The organism is Jiella soli (assembly GCF_020615385.1).
Classification (GTDB): domain Bacteria; phylum Pseudomonadota; class Alphaproteobacteria; order Rhizobiales; family Rhizobiaceae; genus VKMB-3413.
This window is the reverse complement of sequence record NZ_JAJAVB010000047.1, coordinates 1-15653: the sequence shown is the minus strand read 5'-3', so window position 1 is coordinate 15653 and position 15653 is coordinate 1. Positions and strand designations below refer to the sequence as shown.

13 protein-coding genes and 1 pseudogene are annotated in these 15653 nt (G+C 68.0%); 10 read left to right on the top strand and 4 right to left on the bottom strand.

Annotated features, from left to right (window positions below):
- From LH400_RS24855 to cas2, 10 genes and pseudogenes are all read left to right on the top strand, one after another.
- On the top strand, window positions 1-1571 hold a 1571-nt coding region (locus LH400_RS24855), incomplete at its 5' end, for a CRISPR-associated helicase/endonuclease Cas3 (protein WP_370638484.1).
- 33 nt (window positions 1572-1604) lie between these two features.
- Entirely contained in the window at window positions 1605-1751 is a 147-nt protein-coding gene (locus LH400_RS24850; RefSeq protein ID WP_229156158.1) for a GIY-YIG nuclease family protein, read from the top strand.
- A 3-nt stretch (window positions 1752-1754) separates the two neighbouring features.
- Window positions 1755-1946, top strand: coding sequence for a GIY-YIG nuclease family protein (locus tag LH400_RS24845; protein ID WP_229156157.1), 192 nt, complete (start codon window positions 1755-1757; stop codon window positions 1944-1946).
- A pseudogene (gene cas5c, locus LH400_RS24840) lies at window positions 1886-2641 on the top strand (type I-C CRISPR-associated protein Cas5c). The gene LH400_RS24845 and the pseudogene cas5c overlap by 61 nt, the downstream one beginning before the upstream one ends.
- A complete protein-coding gene (gene cas8c, locus LH400_RS24835; protein WP_229156156.1) occupies window positions 2638-4404 on the top strand; it encodes a type I-C CRISPR-associated protein Cas8c/Csd1 in 1767 nt (588 codons plus the stop codon). Before cas5c ends, cas8c begins: the two are co-directional and overlap by 4 nt.
- Window positions 4401-5357, top strand: a complete 957-nt coding sequence (gene cas7c / locus LH400_RS24830) for a type I-C CRISPR-associated protein Cas7/Csd2 (protein WP_229156155.1) — start codon at window positions 4401-4403, stop codon at window positions 5355-5357. Before cas8c ends, cas7c begins: the two co-directional genes overlap by 4 nt.
- Before the next feature lie 122 nt (window positions 5358-5479).
- The gene (gene cas4 / locus LH400_RS24825; protein ID WP_229156154.1) at window positions 5480-6157 is read left to right on the top strand and encodes a CRISPR-associated protein Cas4; all 678 of its coding nucleotides are present in this window, start codon (window positions 5480-5482) and stop codon (window positions 6155-6157) included.
- Window positions 6154-6795, top strand: a complete 642-nt coding sequence (cas1, locus tag LH400_RS26155; RefSeq protein WP_370638483.1) for a CRISPR-associated endonuclease Cas1 — start codon at window positions 6154-6156, stop codon at window positions 6793-6795. Before cas4 ends, cas1 (LH400_RS26155) begins: the two co-directional genes overlap by 4 nt.
- Window positions 6764-7180: a CRISPR-associated endonuclease Cas1 gene (gene cas1, locus LH400_RS26150; RefSeq protein WP_255618244.1), complete on the top strand. Its 417-nt coding sequence runs from the start codon at window positions 6764-6766 to the stop codon at window positions 7178-7180. The genes cas1 (LH400_RS26155) and cas1 (LH400_RS26150) overlap by 32 nt, the downstream gene beginning before the upstream one ends.
- Window positions 7181-7183: 3 nt before the next feature.
- Window positions 7184-7474 carry a CRISPR-associated endonuclease Cas2 gene (gene cas2, locus LH400_RS24815; RefSeq protein WP_229156153.1) on the top strand — a complete coding sequence of 97 codons (291 nt, stop codon included), beginning with the start codon at window positions 7184-7186 and terminating at the stop codon, window positions 7472-7474.
- Window positions 7475-7908: 434 nt separating this feature from the next.
- On the opposite strand, the gene trxA is transcribed toward cas2, so the two are convergent.
- The 4 genes from trxA to LH400_RS24795 form a co-directional block, all read right to left on the bottom strand.
- Window positions 7909-8226: a thioredoxin gene (gene trxA / locus LH400_RS24810; RefSeq protein WP_229156152.1), complete on the bottom strand. Its 318-nt coding sequence runs from the start codon at window positions 8224-8226 to the stop codon at window positions 7909-7911.
- A 75-nt stretch (window positions 8227-8301) separates the two neighbouring features.
- Complete coding sequence (gene addA, locus LH400_RS24805; protein WP_229156151.1) at window positions 8302-11916, bottom strand: double-strand break repair helicase AddA; 3615 nt, start codon at window positions 11914-11916, stop codon at window positions 8302-8304.
- The gene (addB, locus tag LH400_RS24800; RefSeq protein WP_229156150.1) at window positions 11913-15026 is read right to left on the bottom strand and encodes a double-strand break repair protein AddB; all 3114 of its coding nucleotides are present in this window, start codon (window positions 15024-15026) and stop codon (window positions 11913-11915) included. Before addB ends, addA begins: the two co-directional genes overlap by 4 nt.
- A gap of 92 nt (window positions 15027-15118) precedes the next feature.
- The coding region (locus LH400_RS24795) for a hypothetical protein (protein ID WP_229156149.1) at window positions 15119-15653 on the bottom strand (535 nt) is incomplete at its 5' end.

Below are 15653 nucleotides of genomic sequence, written 5' to 3'. Positions count from 1 at the left end.
CGGCCATAGGGAATCAGCATTCACATCAAAAGGAAATCCTTCGATTCATACTTCCTGCCCGATGCTCTAGGCTGCACGGCCACCGGCGGATTATCTATTCGATCCCCTTCACCTCGATCATCGACCAGACGGCGACAATCTTCCGCGACGTCCTCGGCGCCGACAACGTCCTCGAACACTACTCGGCCATCGAGGACGAGGCGCCAAGGCGCGAGGGCTTCGCGGCGGCCGACAGCGAGCGCTCGTCGAAGGACAAGATGCGGCTCGCCATGGAGGATTGGGCGGCGCCGGTGGTCGTCACCACCCATGTCCAACTGTTCGAGAGCCTGTTCGCCGCCCGCACCTCGCGGGCGCGAAAACTCCACAACATCGCCGGCAGCGTCATCGTTCTCGACGAGGCCCAGGTCCTGCCGCGCCATCTCCTGGCGCCGACCGTGCGGGCGATCGACGAACTGGCGAAGAATTACGGCTGCTCGATCGTCCTGTGCACCGCGACCCAGCCGGCCTTCGACGCGCGCAAGCTGGAGAAGGGCCATGCGCTGGCGCTGGCCCTCGAAGGCCGGGAGCTCGCACCCGATCCCGCGAAGATGCACGCGGCCTTCCGGCGCAACACGCTGGTCCATGCCGGCGAGATGGACGACGAGGCCCTGGTCGAGGCGCTGGCGGATGCGCCGCAGGCGTTGGTCATCGTCAACAGCCGGGCGCATGCGCTGGAGCTGTTTCGCGCCGCGCAGGCGGCGGGCCTGGACGGGCTCGTCCACATGACGACGCGGCAATGCGCGGCGCATCGTCGAGAAATCCTCGCCGATGTGCGTGTGCGCCTCAAAACCGATGCACCCTGCCGACTGATCGCGACATCGCTGATCGAGGCCGGCGTCGACGTCGACTTCCCCGTCGCCTGGCGGGCCGAGGCGGGGCTCGACCAGATCGCCCAGGCGGCGGGCCGGGTGAACCGCGAGATGACGCGCCGGGCGGAGGATTCCACGGTCACCGTGTTCAAGGCCGCCGGCCGCAAGCCGCCGGCGGAGATCGCCGGTCTCGCCGGCGACATGCAGCGGATGATGGGCAAGCATGCCGACCTGTTCTCGCCGGATGCGATGGACGAGTATTTTCGCGAGACCTATTGGCGGCTCGGACTTGAAGGCCTGGATGGTGCGAAGCCGCTAACCGATGACGGGGAGAAGCCGGGGATACTGCACCTGATGCAGATGTCGCGTGGCCAAGGCCTGGACATCGCCTACCGCAAGATCGCCGCGCGCTACCGGATGGTCGAGACCGGCATGGTCCCGGTGGTGGTGGCGCGCGATGACGTTGCGCAAGCCGCTGTGGACAAGCTCGGCATCGCGGATATTCCGTCTGGTGCGCTGGCGCGCATTCTGCAACCCTACATCGTGCAGGTTCCGCCGAAGGCGCGGGCGCTGCTCATCGCCAACCGGCATGTCGCCTTCGCGGCGCCGAAGATCAGGGGGGATCAGTTCGCGGTGCTGAAGACGCCGTCGCTTTACGACGCGGCGGTTGGGCTGGTCTGGGAGGATGCGGACTATGCGGCGATCGAAGGGTTGGTGATCTGACGAGCAGTCGCGATACGAGAGGGAGGGGAAGCCATGAAGGTCGTCTACAAGGTCACCTGGCCGAACGGCAAGATCTATGTCGGCAGCGATACGACGGACTCGATCGCTTATTTCGGCTCACCGAGCAAGAGCGCGCGACGGGCCATCGAGGCCGATTTTCCCACCCGCACATCCCGGTAGACGATGACGATCCGCCGCGAGATCTTGTGGGAATCGGAAGACGCCGCTGACGACGAGGTTCGCCGCAAGGAGCGCGAACTGATCCTGGCCCTGCGTTCCAGCGATCCTGCCGTCGGCTACAATCTCAGGCCGAAGTGCGCACCGCGCGGAACCCTCATCAGTGTAGTGGGCCAAGATCAGGGGGCGCTTCTTTGACCTATGGCGTCCGCCTTCATGTGTCCGGACCCTTCGCTTGCTTCACCCGGCCGGAGATGAAGGTCGAGCGCGTCTCCTACGACGTGATGACGCCGTCGGCCGCACGCGGCATCCTCGAGGCGATCCACTGAAAGCCCGCGATCCGCTGGGTGATCGACGAGATCGCCGTGCCGAAGCCGATCCGCTTCCGCTCGATCCGCCGCAACGAGGTCGGCCACAGGGCCTCGGCCGCCAATGCCCGGAAGGCGATGAACCGCGGCGACATCGACGGGTTCGCGCTCATCGTCGACGAGGACCGCCAGCAGCGCGCCTCCACCGTGCTCGTCGACGTCGCCTATGTAATCTCGGCGCATTTCGAGATGACAGCACGCGCCGGCCCCGAGGACAACGAGGGCAAGCATCTTGACATATTCAACCGCCGGGCGACGGCCGGCCAGTGTTTTCACCAGCCCTGCCTCGGCACCCGCGAATTCGACGCCCGCTTCTCGCTGATCGGGCCGGACGATCCGATGCCGGAGCCGCGCGAAGAGGACAGGACCGCCGATCTCGGCTTCGGCGCGGCCCGCGATCTCGGCTTCATGCTGTGGGACATCGACCACCAAGCCAAGGGCCGGCCGTCGCTGTTCTTCCGGGCGAGGCTGATCGAGGGCGTTTTGAAGGTGCCGCAGCCGGGCTCGCCGGAGGTGCTGAAATGACCATCCTCTCCGCGCTGGCGCGCGCCTACGACCGGCTGCCTGACGCGCCGAAGCCGGGTTTTGCCGCTCAGAAGATCGGGCTGGTGATCGGGCTCGACCGCGACGGCACGCCGCTCACCGCGACGCGGCTGACGATCACCAACGGCAAGAAGGAAGTGGCGCAGACGATGTCCGTACCGGCGCCGGTCAAGCGCACGGCCGGCATCAAGCCGAATTCGTTTTGGGACAAGACTGCCTATGCGCTCGGTGTTAGCGCCGGAGCGGGCAAGCGGACGGCGGAGGAACACGCTGCCTTCGTCCGGCACAACACCGACCTGATCGGCGAGACCGCCGATCCCGGCCTTCTCGCCTTCCTGCGCTTCCTGGAAAGCTGGTCGCCGGATCGCTTCACCGAGCCGCTGTTCACCGAGGCGATGAAGGACGAGAACGTGGTCTTCGCCTTGGAGGAAGACCGTCTCGCCCGGATCTACCTGCACGACCGGCCGGCGGCCCGTGCCCTTCTCGAGACGGAGGCGCCGGAGGCGGACGACGGCGCGCCGATCTGCCTCGTCACCGGTGAGCACGGGAACGTCGCCCGGCTGCACCCCTCGATCAAGGGCGTGTGGGGCGGCCAGACCGCCGGCGGCTCGATCGTCTCCTTCAACCTCGACGCCTTCGAGAGCTACGGCCACAGCCAGGGCGACAACGCCCCGGTGTCCGAGGCGGCGGCGGCGAAATACACCGGCGCGCTCAACCGCTTCCTCGAGAAGGATTCCGGCCACCGCGTCCAGATCGGCGACGCCTCGACGGTGTTTTGGGCCGAGGCCCCCGACCAGGCGGACGCGGCCTTCGCCGAAAGCATCTTCGCCGCCATGGTAACCGATATGGCGGCCGAGGACGAAGCCGAGGCGCGGCAGGTCGGCGACGTCCTCGACCGCATCCGCAAGGGACAGCATCTGGACAGCGTCGCGCCGAAGGTCTCGAAGGGCGTGCGCTTCTTCGTGCTCGGTCTCGCGCCCAACGCCGCCCGCATCTCGATCCGCTACTGGCTGAACAGCGACTTCGGGACGCTTGCCGAAAACTACGCGCGCTTCAGCCGCGACATGGCGATTGCGCCGGCCGACCGGCAGGGCATGCCGGCACTCTGGCAATATCTCGCCGAGACGGCGGTGCTCGGCAAGCGGGAGAACGTCCCGCCGAACCTTGCCGGCGAATGGATGCGGGCGATCCTCGCCGGCACGGCCTATCCGCTCACCCTGATGTCGACCGTCCTGATGCGCATCCGTGCCGATGGCGGCGTCAACGCCCGCCGGGCCGCGATCCTGAAGGCGGTTCTCGTCCGCAATTTCCGCATGGAGAAGGAGGCGCCCGTGGGGCTGGACCCGGAAAACACCCGAAAGGGCTATCTGCTCGGTCGGCTCTTCGCCGCCTACGAGCAGGCGCAGACCGCTGCGCTTGGGCGCAACGTCAATGCGACGATCAAGGACAAGTTCTACGGCTCCGCCTCGGCGCAGCCGCGCAAGGTCTTCGCCATGCTGGAAAGCGGCTCGGCCAACCACCTGTCGAAGCTTGGCAAAGTGCGCCCCGGCCAGAGGGTCAATCTGGAGCGGACCATCGCCGGGATCATGGACAAGATGAAGCCGGGAGACACGCCGGACGAGGACCCGTTTCCCGCCAGCCTGCCGGCCGCCGAACAGGCGCTGTTCGGCCTCGGCTACTACCACCAGCGCAGCGCCTTCTTCGCCCGCAAGGACGCCCCCGCAGAGGACACGGACGCCAAATGACCGACCTTTCCCGCCGCCACGACTTCGTCCTTCTCTTCGACGTGAAGAACGGCAATCCGAACGGCGATCCCGACGCCGGCAACATGCCGCGCATCGACCCGGAAACCGGCCACGGCCTCGTCTCCGACGTCAGCCTGAAGCGCAAGATCCGCAACTATGTCGAGATCGCCCATGGCGGGGCGAGCGGCCGGGCGATCTACGTCCAGGAAGGCGCGATCCTCAACGAGCAGCATCGCAAGGCCTATGAGGTCGTTCGACCGGGAGAAAAGGTCGAGGGCGTCGCCAAGCTCAACCCGAAGAGCGACGATGAGGCCGAGAAGCTGCGACTTTGGATGTGCGCCAATTTCTTCGACGTCCGCACCTTCGGCGCGGTGATGTCCACCGGCATCAATTGCGGCCAGGTGCGCGGGCCGGTGCAGATGACCTTCGCCCAGTCCGCCGAGCCGATCGTGCCGCAGGAGATCTCGATCACCCGCATGGCCGCGACGACGGCCAAGGAAAAGGAGCAGCGCCGTGAGGGCGAGGCGGAGAGCGAGGGCGACGTGCGCACCGACAACCGCACCATGGGCCGCAAGCACATCGTGCCCTACGGGCTCTACCGGGCGCATGGCTTCGTCTCGGCGAAGCTCGCGGAGAAGACCCACTTCTCGGAAGAGGATCTCGACCTCCTAACCGAAGCCCTGGTCGCAATGTTCGAGCACGACCGCTCGGCGGCGCGGGGCGAGATGGCGGCGCGCAGGCTGATCGTCTTTCGCCACGACAGCGCCCTCGGCAACGCACCGGCGCATCAGCTGTTCGACCGCGTCAAGGTGAAGCGGGCGATCGACGGCGAGGCGAGGGCGATCGATTCCCGTCTCGACAACTATCCGCCGGCCCGCGCCTTCTCCGACTATGTCGTCAGCATCGACCGCGAGAACCTGCCGGCCGGCGTCGAGATCGTCGAGCGGCTGTGAGGGAAGCTCCGTCGCCGTTTGAGCGGCGTGGATCGAAACCAGCAAATCGTCGCGGTGATCTCGATCGCACTTGTCGCCGGCCGGGCATCGTCGCAGTCGATGACGCTCGGCCCGGCTAACCCGTGCGGGGAAGAGGTACGCTCGAACCAGATCCCATCCCCCTCTCCGCCCTGCAGCACGCCGTCTACTGCCTACGGCAGGCGGCGCTGATCCATCTCGAACGGATGTGGGCCGACAATCGCTTCACCGCCGAGGGCGACGTGATGCATCTTTCCGCCGACCGGCCCGGCCAGCGGCGGGGGCGCGGCGTGCGCCGGGTCCAGGCCTTACCGATCGCGAGCCGGCGGCTCGCCGTCGCCGGGGTCGCCGATCTCGTCGAGTTCCATGCCGACAAAATGGGGAATGAGACGCCGCTCCCCGTCGAATACAAGCGCGGCAAGCCGAAGGCGCATCGCGCCGACGAGGTGCAGCTCTGCGCGCAGGGGCTTTGCCTCGAAGAGATGTGCGGCGTCTCCGTGCCGGAAGGCGCGCTGTTCTACGGCGAGACCAAGCGGCGCGTCGCAGTCGCCTTCGACCCGGCCCTGCGGGCGCTGACCGAGGCGACGATCGGCGAACTCGCCGGGGTCTTTCGGAGCGGCGTCACGCCACCGCCGACGCGGCACAAGAGCCGCTGCCGCGCCTGTTCGCTCCTCGAGCTCTGCCGTCCCCAGGCGGTTTCGCGCTCCGCCGCCGCCTGGCGCAGCCGGGCGCTGGCCGACAGGCTCGCCGAGCCCTCCGCCACCGGGCTATCCGGACCGTGAAGAAGCTCCTCAACACACTCTACGTCACCACCGAGGGCGCGAGCCTGAAGAAGGACGGCGAGAACGCCGTCGTCTCCGTCGAGGGCGAGGAGCGGGCGCGCGTGCCCTTCCATATGCTGACCTCGATCGTCCTGTTCGGGCCGATCCTGGTCTCACCGGCGGTGATTGGCGCGGCGGCCGCGCAAGGCATGGCCATCGTGCTTCTCGACCGGGTTGGGCGGTTTCAGGCGCGGATCGAGGGGCCGGTCTCGGGCAATGTGCTCCTGCGCCGGGCGCAATATGCCGCGTCCGAGGCACCGGACGAGATCGTCCGCGGGGTTGTCCTCGGCAAGGTCTCCAACCAGCGCCAGGTGCTGATGCGGGCGCTGCGCGACCACGGCGCGGAAATGGCGGGCCGCGACGCGGTCGAGGCGGCGACGGTGCGCCTCGCGCATATCCTGCGGCGGGTGGAACTGGCCGGCGAGGGCACCGACGCATCGCGCGGGGCGGAGGGCGAGGCCGCGGCGGTGTATTTTGCCGTCTTCGACCAGATGATCCGCGTCAGCGAGCCCGATGCGGTTTTCCGGTCGCTCGCGCCGGCCGCCGCTCGACCCGGTCAACGCGTTGTTGTCGTTTCTCTACACGCTCCTGACGCATGACTGCCGCTCGGCGGCCGAGGCGGTGGGGCTCGATCCCGCCGTCGGCTTCCTGCATCGCGACAGGCCGGGCCGTCCGAGCCTGGCGCTCGACCTGATTGAGGAACTGCGCCCGGTGCTCGCCGACCGGCTCGCCCTGTCGCTGATCAACCGCCGCCAGCTCGGGCCGACCGACTTCGAGACCCGCGAGGGCGGGGCGGTGATGTTGACCGACGACGCCCGCCGAACGCTTTTGACGGCGTGGCAGGAGAGGAAGCGCGAGGAGCGCGTCCATCCCTTTCTCGGCGAGAAGGCGCCGCTCGGCCTCGTGCCCTATCTCCAGGCGCAGATGCTGTCGCGGCACCTGCGCGGCGATCTCGACGCCTATCCCCCCTGGTTCTGGAAGTGAACGATGCTGGTTCTCGTCACCTATGATGTCAGGACCAGCGATCCCGGCGGTGCCCGGCGCCTTCGTCGCATCGCCAAGGCCTGCCGCGACTTCGGCCAAAGGGTGCAGTATTCGGTCTTCGAGATCGAGGTCGACCCGGCCGCTTGGGTCAAGCTGAAAGTGCGGCTGGAGGCGATCATCGACCCCGCCGCCGACAGCCTGCGCTATTATCACCTCGGCGCGAATTGGCACCGCAAGGTCGAGCATGTCGGGGCAAAGCCTGCGGCCGACCTCGGCGGGCCACTGATCGTCTGAAGCGCCGGTCGGGCGGCGGCGCCTTCGGTGTAGCTTCGCTGCGGCGCGAACGCTAAGCGTGCCGGAATTTCCCGGCAGGTTCGCGCCGGGGCGAGTTCTTTGAAATCGTTCATTTTCTTTAAGGCTCTGCTTGTCGATTGGCGGCCGTCCGGCACGGCAGAGACCAGGTTCGCGTGCAGACGCCGCTTTTCGCAGGGCGAGCAAGCGGTTAGCCTGAGGCGGTCGCCCCCCGTGCGGGGGCGTGGATCGAAACCTCATAATAGGCATGCCACAAGGGAGATCGGCCGTCGCCCCCCGTGCGGGGGCGTGGATCGAAACTTCGACATCTGGCAGCCGGCCGCGGTCGAACTTGCTCAGGAAAAAGGCCCGGATGTCGCCATCCGGGCCCTCATGATTCTCGCATTGCCGATCCGGCCGGACCGGAGCCGTCCCGTTCAGGCGGCGCCCTTGATCCAGGCGACGAGCTTCGACTTCGACTGCGCGCCGACCTGCACCGAGGCCTGCTCGCCATTCTTGAACATCAGCAGCGTCGGGATCGAGCGGACGCCGTACTGCGCCGCGAGGTCCGGATTCTCGTCGATGTTCAGCTTGGCAATCTGGACATTGTCCATCTCCTCGGAGATCTCTTCGAGGCTCGGCGCGATCATCTTGCAGGGGCCGCACCATTCGGCCCAGAAGTCGACGACGACGGGCTTGTCGCTCTCGAGGACGTCGGTCTTGAAATTCGTGGAATCGACTTTCTTCGTGGCCATCATTCGGCTCCCGATATTGGTTCGCTCTCAGAGGTAGACGTGCCCCCGGCGCAAATCAAGCGAGGGCGCCCTCGCTCAACGCTCCGTCGCCGCGGGCGCGACGGTCCGCTCCCGCTTCAAGGCGGCGTCGAGCCGCTCTGCCGGCACCGCGATGAGGCGCGGCGCCTCGGTGAAGAGGAGGGCTGCCCCGATCGGGCGGCCCGGATAAAGCGGCTTCAACAGTTCTCGGTAGAGCGCGAGCTGGGTGACATAGGCCGGCGGCACGGCATCCAGCGTTTCCGGCGGCGGCCGGTTGGTCTTGTAGTCGACGATCAGCACCTCTTCCTCGGTCACCGCCAGCCGGTCGATCGTGCCGTTGACCCGGAAGGTCCGCCCGCCGAAGCGGACGTCGCCGGCGACCGAGATCTCCGCCCGGCTGGACGCCGAGAAGATCGGCGCGAAGGCCGGCTCGGCCATCACGGCGAGGACCTGTTCGACCAGCCGCGCCTGTTCCCGGTGAGAGAGGATGCCTCCCTTGGCCGCCACGTAGCGGGCGGCAATCTCTGCCCGCTCCTCTGGCGCGCGCTCGGGCAGCACCTGCAGCAGCCGGTGGGCGAGAATGCCGCGCTGGATGGCGAGAGAGGGCTGGTCGCCCCTGCGGCCGAGCACCGGCGAGACGAAGGACTTCTCCTCCGCAAGCGTCGTCTCCTGCGGCACCACGTCCGCGACGGCGCCCGCCGCCGAGGGAGAGAGCGGGCGCGGCGGCAGGATCTCCGGGGGCAGCGGCGACAGATCGAGCGGGAGGGTCGTCTCGGCTTCGGGCGCCTGTGCGACGAGCTTGCCGCCGGCGGGCGCCCCGCCGAAGCGCCAGGCGGAGACGCTGCCGTCCGCCGCCTCGATCCGCTGGCAGCGCTCATCTGCCGACAGGCTGGCCGCCACGCGCGAGAGCCACGACTTCTCGTCCGGCCCGCGCGTGCCGGAGATGCCGCAGACTACCAGCCGGTCGGCCGCCCTTGTCATGCCGACATAGAGGAGCCGGCGATATTCCTCCTCGGCGCGCTCCTTCTCTGCCTGTTTCAGCTCCGCGACGGCGTCGTTTTCGAGATCCTTGGCGGCGCGCCAGAGGAAGCCCGGCGCCTGGCCTGAGACGAGGCCGGGCATGGACGACCAGTCCATCAGCCTGGCGCCATGGCTGTGCGAGAAGGGAGCCGAGCCCGGATCGACCAGGAAGATCACCGGCGCCTCCAGCCCCTTGGAGGCATGGGCCGTCATGATCCGCACCTCGCCGCGGCCGTGCTCCATCTCGCGCTTGATCTGCGGTGGGCTGGAAAGCAGGCGCGACAGGAAGGCATCGAGCGAGACCTCGCCGGCCTCCTCTTCGGCGAGGGCGAGGTCGAGGAAGGCGTCGACCACCTCGCCGGCGTCGCCGCCGAGCCTTGCGGTGAGCCTGGCGCGTCCGCCTTCCGGCCCGAGAATGCGGGCGTAAAAGGAAAAGATCGTCTCGAAGCCGATCCGCTCGCGCAGCTCTTCCAGCCGGGCGCGGGCCGCCTTCGCCTTGGCGAGGAACGCCTCCGTCTCGCCGTCCGGCACGAAGGCGGGAACGCGGGCGCGGGCGTCGTCCTCGACGAGCCGCCTGAGGCCCAGCGACAAGGGCTCATGGGGCTCGCGCGACAAAGCGAGCGCCATCAGCTCGTCGTCCGAGAAGCCGAACAGCGGGCTCTTCAGCACCTCGGCGAGCGAGAGGTCGTCCTCGAAATTCGCCACCGCCCGGCCGAGCGCCATCAAATCCTTCACCGCGATATGGTCGGTGATGACGAGGCGGTCGGCGCCGGCGACGGGGATCGTCTCGTCGCGCAGCGCGCTCGCCATCGCCTCGACAAAGCCGGAGCGTTTGCGCACGAGGATGATGACGTCGCCCGCCGACAGCGGCCGCTCCTTGCCCTTCACGCGGATCGGATCGCCGATCCAGGCCTTGATCTGCCCGGCGATGCGCGATGCGAGGCGGTTGGCGGGCGAAGACTTCGGCTCCTCGTCGATCGGCTTCAGCCAGTCGTCCGGCTCGGCCTGCGCCTCGGCCCGGATCACCGGCCAGACCTCGACCAGGCCCGGGCCGTCGGCCCGGGCGGCCTGATGCGCCGGCGCGAGGCTGTCGGAGGAAAGGCCCACGCGGTTTTGAGGATCGGCGAAGACCGTGTCGACGGCGTCAAGCACTTCCTGCACGGTGCGGAAGGACTGGGTGAGCTGCACCGTCTCGAACAGGGCGTCGACGGCGGCCGCGCGTTCGCGCAGCGCCCGCTGCTCCTCGGCGAAGCGGCCGGGATCGGCGCCCTGGAAGGAGTAGATCGACTGTTTCTCGTCGCCGACGGCGAAGATCGTGCGCGGGGCGCGCCGCTCTTCGGCGTCCGCGAAGAACTCCGCGATGAGTTGGCGCATCACCTGCCACTGACGCGGGCTGGTATCCTGCGCCTCGTCGATGAGGACGTGGTCGATGCCCTTGTCGAGCTTGTAATGAACCCAGGCCGAGGCCTCGGACCGGGTCAGGAGATCGGCGGTCTTGACGATCAGGTCCTCGAAGTCGAGCCGGCCGCGGCGCTGCTTCAGCCGCGCATAGTCCCGCTCGAACGCGTCGGCGACGACGAGCGCGGCCCGGCTCGCGCGAAACAGCCGGCAGGTCGCGAGGCGCTCCTCGACGGAAGCGATATGGTCCGCGGCGGCGGCGAGCCTGTCGGCGAAGTCCTCGGCGAAGTCAGTAACCCATTTGGTCGCGACGGAGGAGGCCTTGTAGGGGGCGCCATCCTTCTTCAGGCAGAGCGCCCCCAGGGCCGCAAAGCGCTGCTCGCCGGTTCCGGCCGCGGCGAGGGCGTCGAGCCTGTCGGCGAATTTGCGGTCGGTCGGCTTGGAGCTGGTGCGGGCGATCTCCAGCATCCGCGCGCAGAAATCGTCGTCGAGGCCCGGCGCGGGAAAGGCTCCGCCGAGAACCGTGGCCTCGTCCTCGCCCTCGGAAAGCTTCAGCGCCCGGCGCAGGAGACCGACCGCGCCGTCCAGCCCGCCCGCCTCGTCGATATGGCGGCGGACGGCGTCGCGCTTCCGGACGATCTCGCCGATCAGCTGGTCGAGGCCCCATTCGCCGGCAAGCGACAGCGCGGTGGCAAACGCATCGGCGAGCGGTGCGGGATCCTCGTCCGGTCCCTGCGGACGGCTCGCCGAGACGATCAGCCGCTGGCGGGCCTCGGCGAGAAGCTTCGTCGATTCCGCTTCGTCCAGCACTTCGAAATGGCCGGGGACGTTCGCCTCCAGCGGAAACTGGTGGAGGATCGCCTCGCAGAAGGCATGGATCGTCTGGATCTTCAGCCCGCCCGGCGTCTCCAGCGCCTCGGCGAAGAGCCGCCGCGCGGTCTTCAGCCGCTCGGCGTCCGGACGCCGGCCGTCGATCTTTCCCAGCGCCTCCGCGAGCTCCGGCTCGGGCAGCGTCGTCCAGGCGGCGAGCCGGCCGAAGACGCGGTTCGACATCTCGGCGGCGGCCGCCTTGGTGTAGGTGAGGCAGAGGATCTTCGAGGCGTCGACGCCGTCGAGAAGCAGGCGCACGACCCGTTCGGTGAGGACGTGGGTCTTGCCGGAGCCGGCATTCGCCGAGACGAAGACCGAGCGGCGGGGATCGGCGGCGAGCGTCTGGCGCCGCGTCGTCTCCTCAATGCCGACGAACTGGCTCATGCCTCGCCTCCCGCATCGCCCGCCTCGTCGGTGCCGACCGCCCATTCCTGGACGCGGGCGAGGTGGTCGTAGATGCCGGAGACATCGCCGGTGCGGAACGGGCGCGTGCGCGAGGCGAAGGGATGGCTCTCCTGCCGGAAGCGCGCGGCAAGGCGCTTGAACCGCGAAAGCGCCTCTTCGGCGAGCGCGTCCGGCTCCACCGGCTCGCGGGTCTTGCTGCCGGCAAAGCCGAGACCCTCCTCGTAGAAGTCGCGCTCGCGCAGGCGGACATAGAGGAGCTCGGCGATCGCCTCCGCCTTGCCGACCGCCTCGAAGGCGCCGAGCTTCGCCATCGCGCCTTCCAGAGGCAATTGCGGGGCAAGCAGCGCCCTGGCCTGGGCGACCGAAGGGCCGGTGCCGGTCTTGTAGTCGATGATCTCGACCCCGCCGTCCACCATGAGGTCGATGCGGTCGGCATAGCCGGTGAGGCGCGTCTCGACATCGGGGAAGTCGATCCGGCCGCCGCATTCGGCAACGCGCTTCTCGACGCGCGCCGCACGTTCGCGTTCCCATTCGACATATTTGACGGCCAGCGTCTCCATGCGCGGCCACCACACCGCCTCGATGTCGGCAGGCAGCGCTTCCGCATCGAAATGGGCGCGGGCGATCGAGAGCAGCCTCGCCTCGGCGTCCGCCGCAACCGGGTCGCAGCCCTCCTCGACGAACTTCGCCAGGATCGCGTGATAGAGGCTGCCGCGCTCGGCGGCATGGGGATCACGCATCAGTTCGGGCAGCGGCTCGAGGCGCAGGACCTTCTTCGCATGGATGGCATAGGGATCGCGGATCAGCGTTTCGACCTCGGTCACGGAATACTGCTTCGGCCGGTCGGCAAGCGGCGGGCGCGGCTCCGGCCGGCGGATGCGAGGGACGGTCGCCGCCTGGTCCAGGGCTCTTGCGTGTGTGAGGTAGACCCGCCCCGCCGCGCGCATCCGGTCCGTCCCGTCCGCGCCGGCGCGGGCGGTGAGCCGCTGCAGCCAGCGCGAGGCGATCGTCGGTGCGCCGCCGGACCGGCCGGAGCGGGCGAGGACGACGCGCTTGGCCCCCATCGCCATCCAGAAGTCGTGCGCGGCAAGGCCGATCCGCCGCTCCGGCGGGTCGAGCTGGATCTCCCGGCGCATCAACCGGGAGAGGAAGGCGCCGCTCTTGGCGCCCGCCGGCCAGACGCCCTCGTTGAGCCCGCCGAGAATGGCGGTATCGACGCTCTGCAGCCGCGCCTCCAGCGCGCCCCAGACGAAGGCCCTGGCGGACAGGCCGCCGCGCGGCTTCACCGTCTCGCCGGCGATCATCGCCGCGAAGACGTCGGCGACTTCCTGCGCGGCGAAGGAAAAGCCGGTCTGCGGCGCGTCGACCAGCGACGCGAGGAAGCCGGCGAGCTGGTGCCCGGCCTCCTCGGCATAGAGATTGGACGCGTCGCCGTCGGGATCGCACGCGAGCGCTTCGAGGACCCGGGTGACCGCATCCGCCCAGACGGCGATTTCGCGCTCTTCGCCGCGGCGAAGTCTCGTCAGCGGACCGAGCGCCTCTTCGAGGCGCGCCGCCATCCGGTCCCCGAGGTCGCGTTCGGGATCAGAAAGGAGCCGGACCGGCAGGGGCACATGCGTCGCCTCAGCGATCTCGGCGCGCCGCTCCCGAAAGATCGTGGCGAGCCTTGCGCCGTCCGGCACGCCGACCGAGCCGCGCAGCGCGAGCATCTCGATGGTTCGGGCGGCACGGCGAGCCTCCCCCGTCGGCATGCCGAGCCGGACGAGCGGATGCTTCAGAAGCGAGATCAGCGCGATCGGATCGCCCGGCGACAGTGCCACGTCGAGCGCGGCCGACAGGAGCGTGCCCGGCGCGGTGGCGCCCAGCGGGCGGCCGGCGGAATCGTTGGCGGCGATGCCGAAGCGTTCGAGTTCGGAGACCACGCGGCGGGCGAGATTGCGGTCCGGCGTGATCAGCGCCGCGGTCCTGCCGTCCTCCGACAGCGCGTCCCGGATGGCGCAGGCGATGGCCAGCGCCTCCTCGCGGTCGTCCGCGGCCTCGATCAGCGCCAGCCCGTCGAGCGCTTCGCCGGCATGGGCGTGGCCGGTCTCGCTCCAGACATCGGTGGTCTCGGCGGGCCGCAGCGCGTCGGACAGAAGCGCCTCGCGGGCAGAGAGCGCTCCGCCGTCGCCGGCGAGGAGATGCTCGACGGTCTCGGGGCCGCGGGCGAAGCGGGCGAGGATGCGCTTCAGGCCATATTGCGGATGGCCGGGCGCGGCGATCGAGGCCTCGCGGGAGATCGCCGCGAAGGCGTCCCGTTCGAGGTGCCGGTCGAGGCCGGGAAGGACCAGCGCGCCCTCAGGCAGATGCGCGATCGCATGCATCAGCTCGATGGTCGCCGGCGCCGTCGCCGTGGAGCCGGCGAGGACGACCGGCCCCGGCGCGCCGTCGCGGCGCAGCCGCTCGGCCTCGACGTGCAGCCACTCGTTCTTCGCCGCGGCCTCGCTGACGACCCCGCGCTCGCTCAGGAGCGCCGGCCAGTGCTCGGTCACGATGGTGAGAAAGGTCAGCGTCAGCTGCCACCAGTGCGCGAGTTCGTCGGGCGCGAGGCCGGCAATGGCCGAGAGCGTCGTGCCCTCGGTCTCGACCTCGTCGAGCAGGCGGCCGAGATCGGCGGCAAGCCACAAAGCGTCGGCCGCCGAGGCGGGCAGGGCGATGTCCTCGCCGGTCAGCGCCTTCAGTTCGGCTTGCCGGGTCATCGTGCGCCAGGCCTGCGCGAGGCGGGCAAGATGCAGCCGCCGTTCCAGCTCGCCAAGGATCGGCGAGAGCGTCGGCCGGTCCTCGGCCGCCTGAAACAGCGAGGCGTCGTCGCTCTCGCCGATCGGCCGGATCGTCGGCAGGATCGCCGCCCCCGCACCGAGGATATCGGTGAAGGCGCCGGCGAGCGAGCGCGCCGCGCGCCGGGTCGGCACATAGATGGTGACGTCCGCAAGACTCAGCGGATCGCCGCCATAGCGGAAGGACGGCACGACCCGGCCCGCGAGGATGCCCTCGGCCAGCGTCTTCAGGAACGGCCGGCCGGGCGGGATCGAGAGAATGTTCGCCTGCATCGCGTAATGCTACCCGAGCGCGTGGTGATTCGCGATGGTCAGTACTTACTCCACATTGGGTTTGCTGCCATTATTTCACGAGAATGCAGGCTTTAACCAGTCCGCTTAGGGCTTGCCGAGACCGCGGCTCCCGGCTCTGCTTCATGAGAATCCGTAATGATGTATCTGCTATTTACAAATTTTACAAGATCATATAAAGTAAACTGGAATAAAAAAGTCACTAATACTATGATTATTTTCAGATATAACTCTCCCTTTCTACTGGAGTTCATCCATAATCTCGAACAAGCATAGTAGTAATAAATATTAAATATTTTACCGCATAGTGAGAAGTATATGATCGATAATCCGCCGCCGATCATGATGGCATTCATGCCATCATCGAAACTCTGAAAGAAATTCCTAAATCGGGTGATGATGACATAAATAAGTATTGCGGCAAATACGTTAAGAGAGATTGTGTCGACGAGAAATTTTGCGGACTTCAGCTCGCTCTCAGCCAATGACCTATAATCTTTTCTGGTTGCTTCCGTCTCATGAAGGGCGAGGTTTAAGACGGATCTCACTTCCTTAGAGACCGTTTGAGAATGGGTTTTGTCTGGATCTGATTTATGATTCACACTCTGG

Bases quoted from the DNA above. Each gene is read 5' to 3' on its own strand.
- trxA (WP_229156152.1), bottom strand. From the start codon at position 8,226: ATGGCCACGAAGAAAGTCGATTCCACGAATTTCAAGACCGACGTCCTC.
- cas8c (WP_229156156.1), top strand. From the start codon at position 2,638: ATGACCATCCTCTCCGCGCTGGCGCGCGCCTACGACCGGCTGCCTGAC.
- LH400_RS24845 (WP_229156157.1), top strand. From the start codon at position 1,755: ATGACGATCCGCCGCGAGATCTTGTGGGAATCGGAAGACGCCGCTGAC.
- LH400_RS24850 (WP_229156158.1), top strand. From the start codon at position 1,605: ATGAAGGTCGTCTACAAGGTCACCTGGCCGAACGGCAAGATCTATGTC.
- cas2 (WP_229156153.1), top strand. From the start codon at position 7,184: ATGCTGGTTCTCGTCACCTATGATGTCAGGACCAGCGATCCCGGCGGT.
- cas7c (WP_229156155.1), top strand. From the start codon at position 4,401: ATGACCGACCTTTCCCGCCGCCACGACTTCGTCCTTCTCTTCGACGTG.
- addB (WP_229156150.1), bottom strand. From the start codon at position 15,026: ATGCAGGCGAACATTCTCTCGATCCCGCCCGGCCGGCCGTTCCTGAAG.
- addA (WP_229156151.1), bottom strand. From the start codon at position 11,916: ATGAGCCAGTTCGTCGGCATTGAGGAGACGACGCGGCGCCAGACGCTC.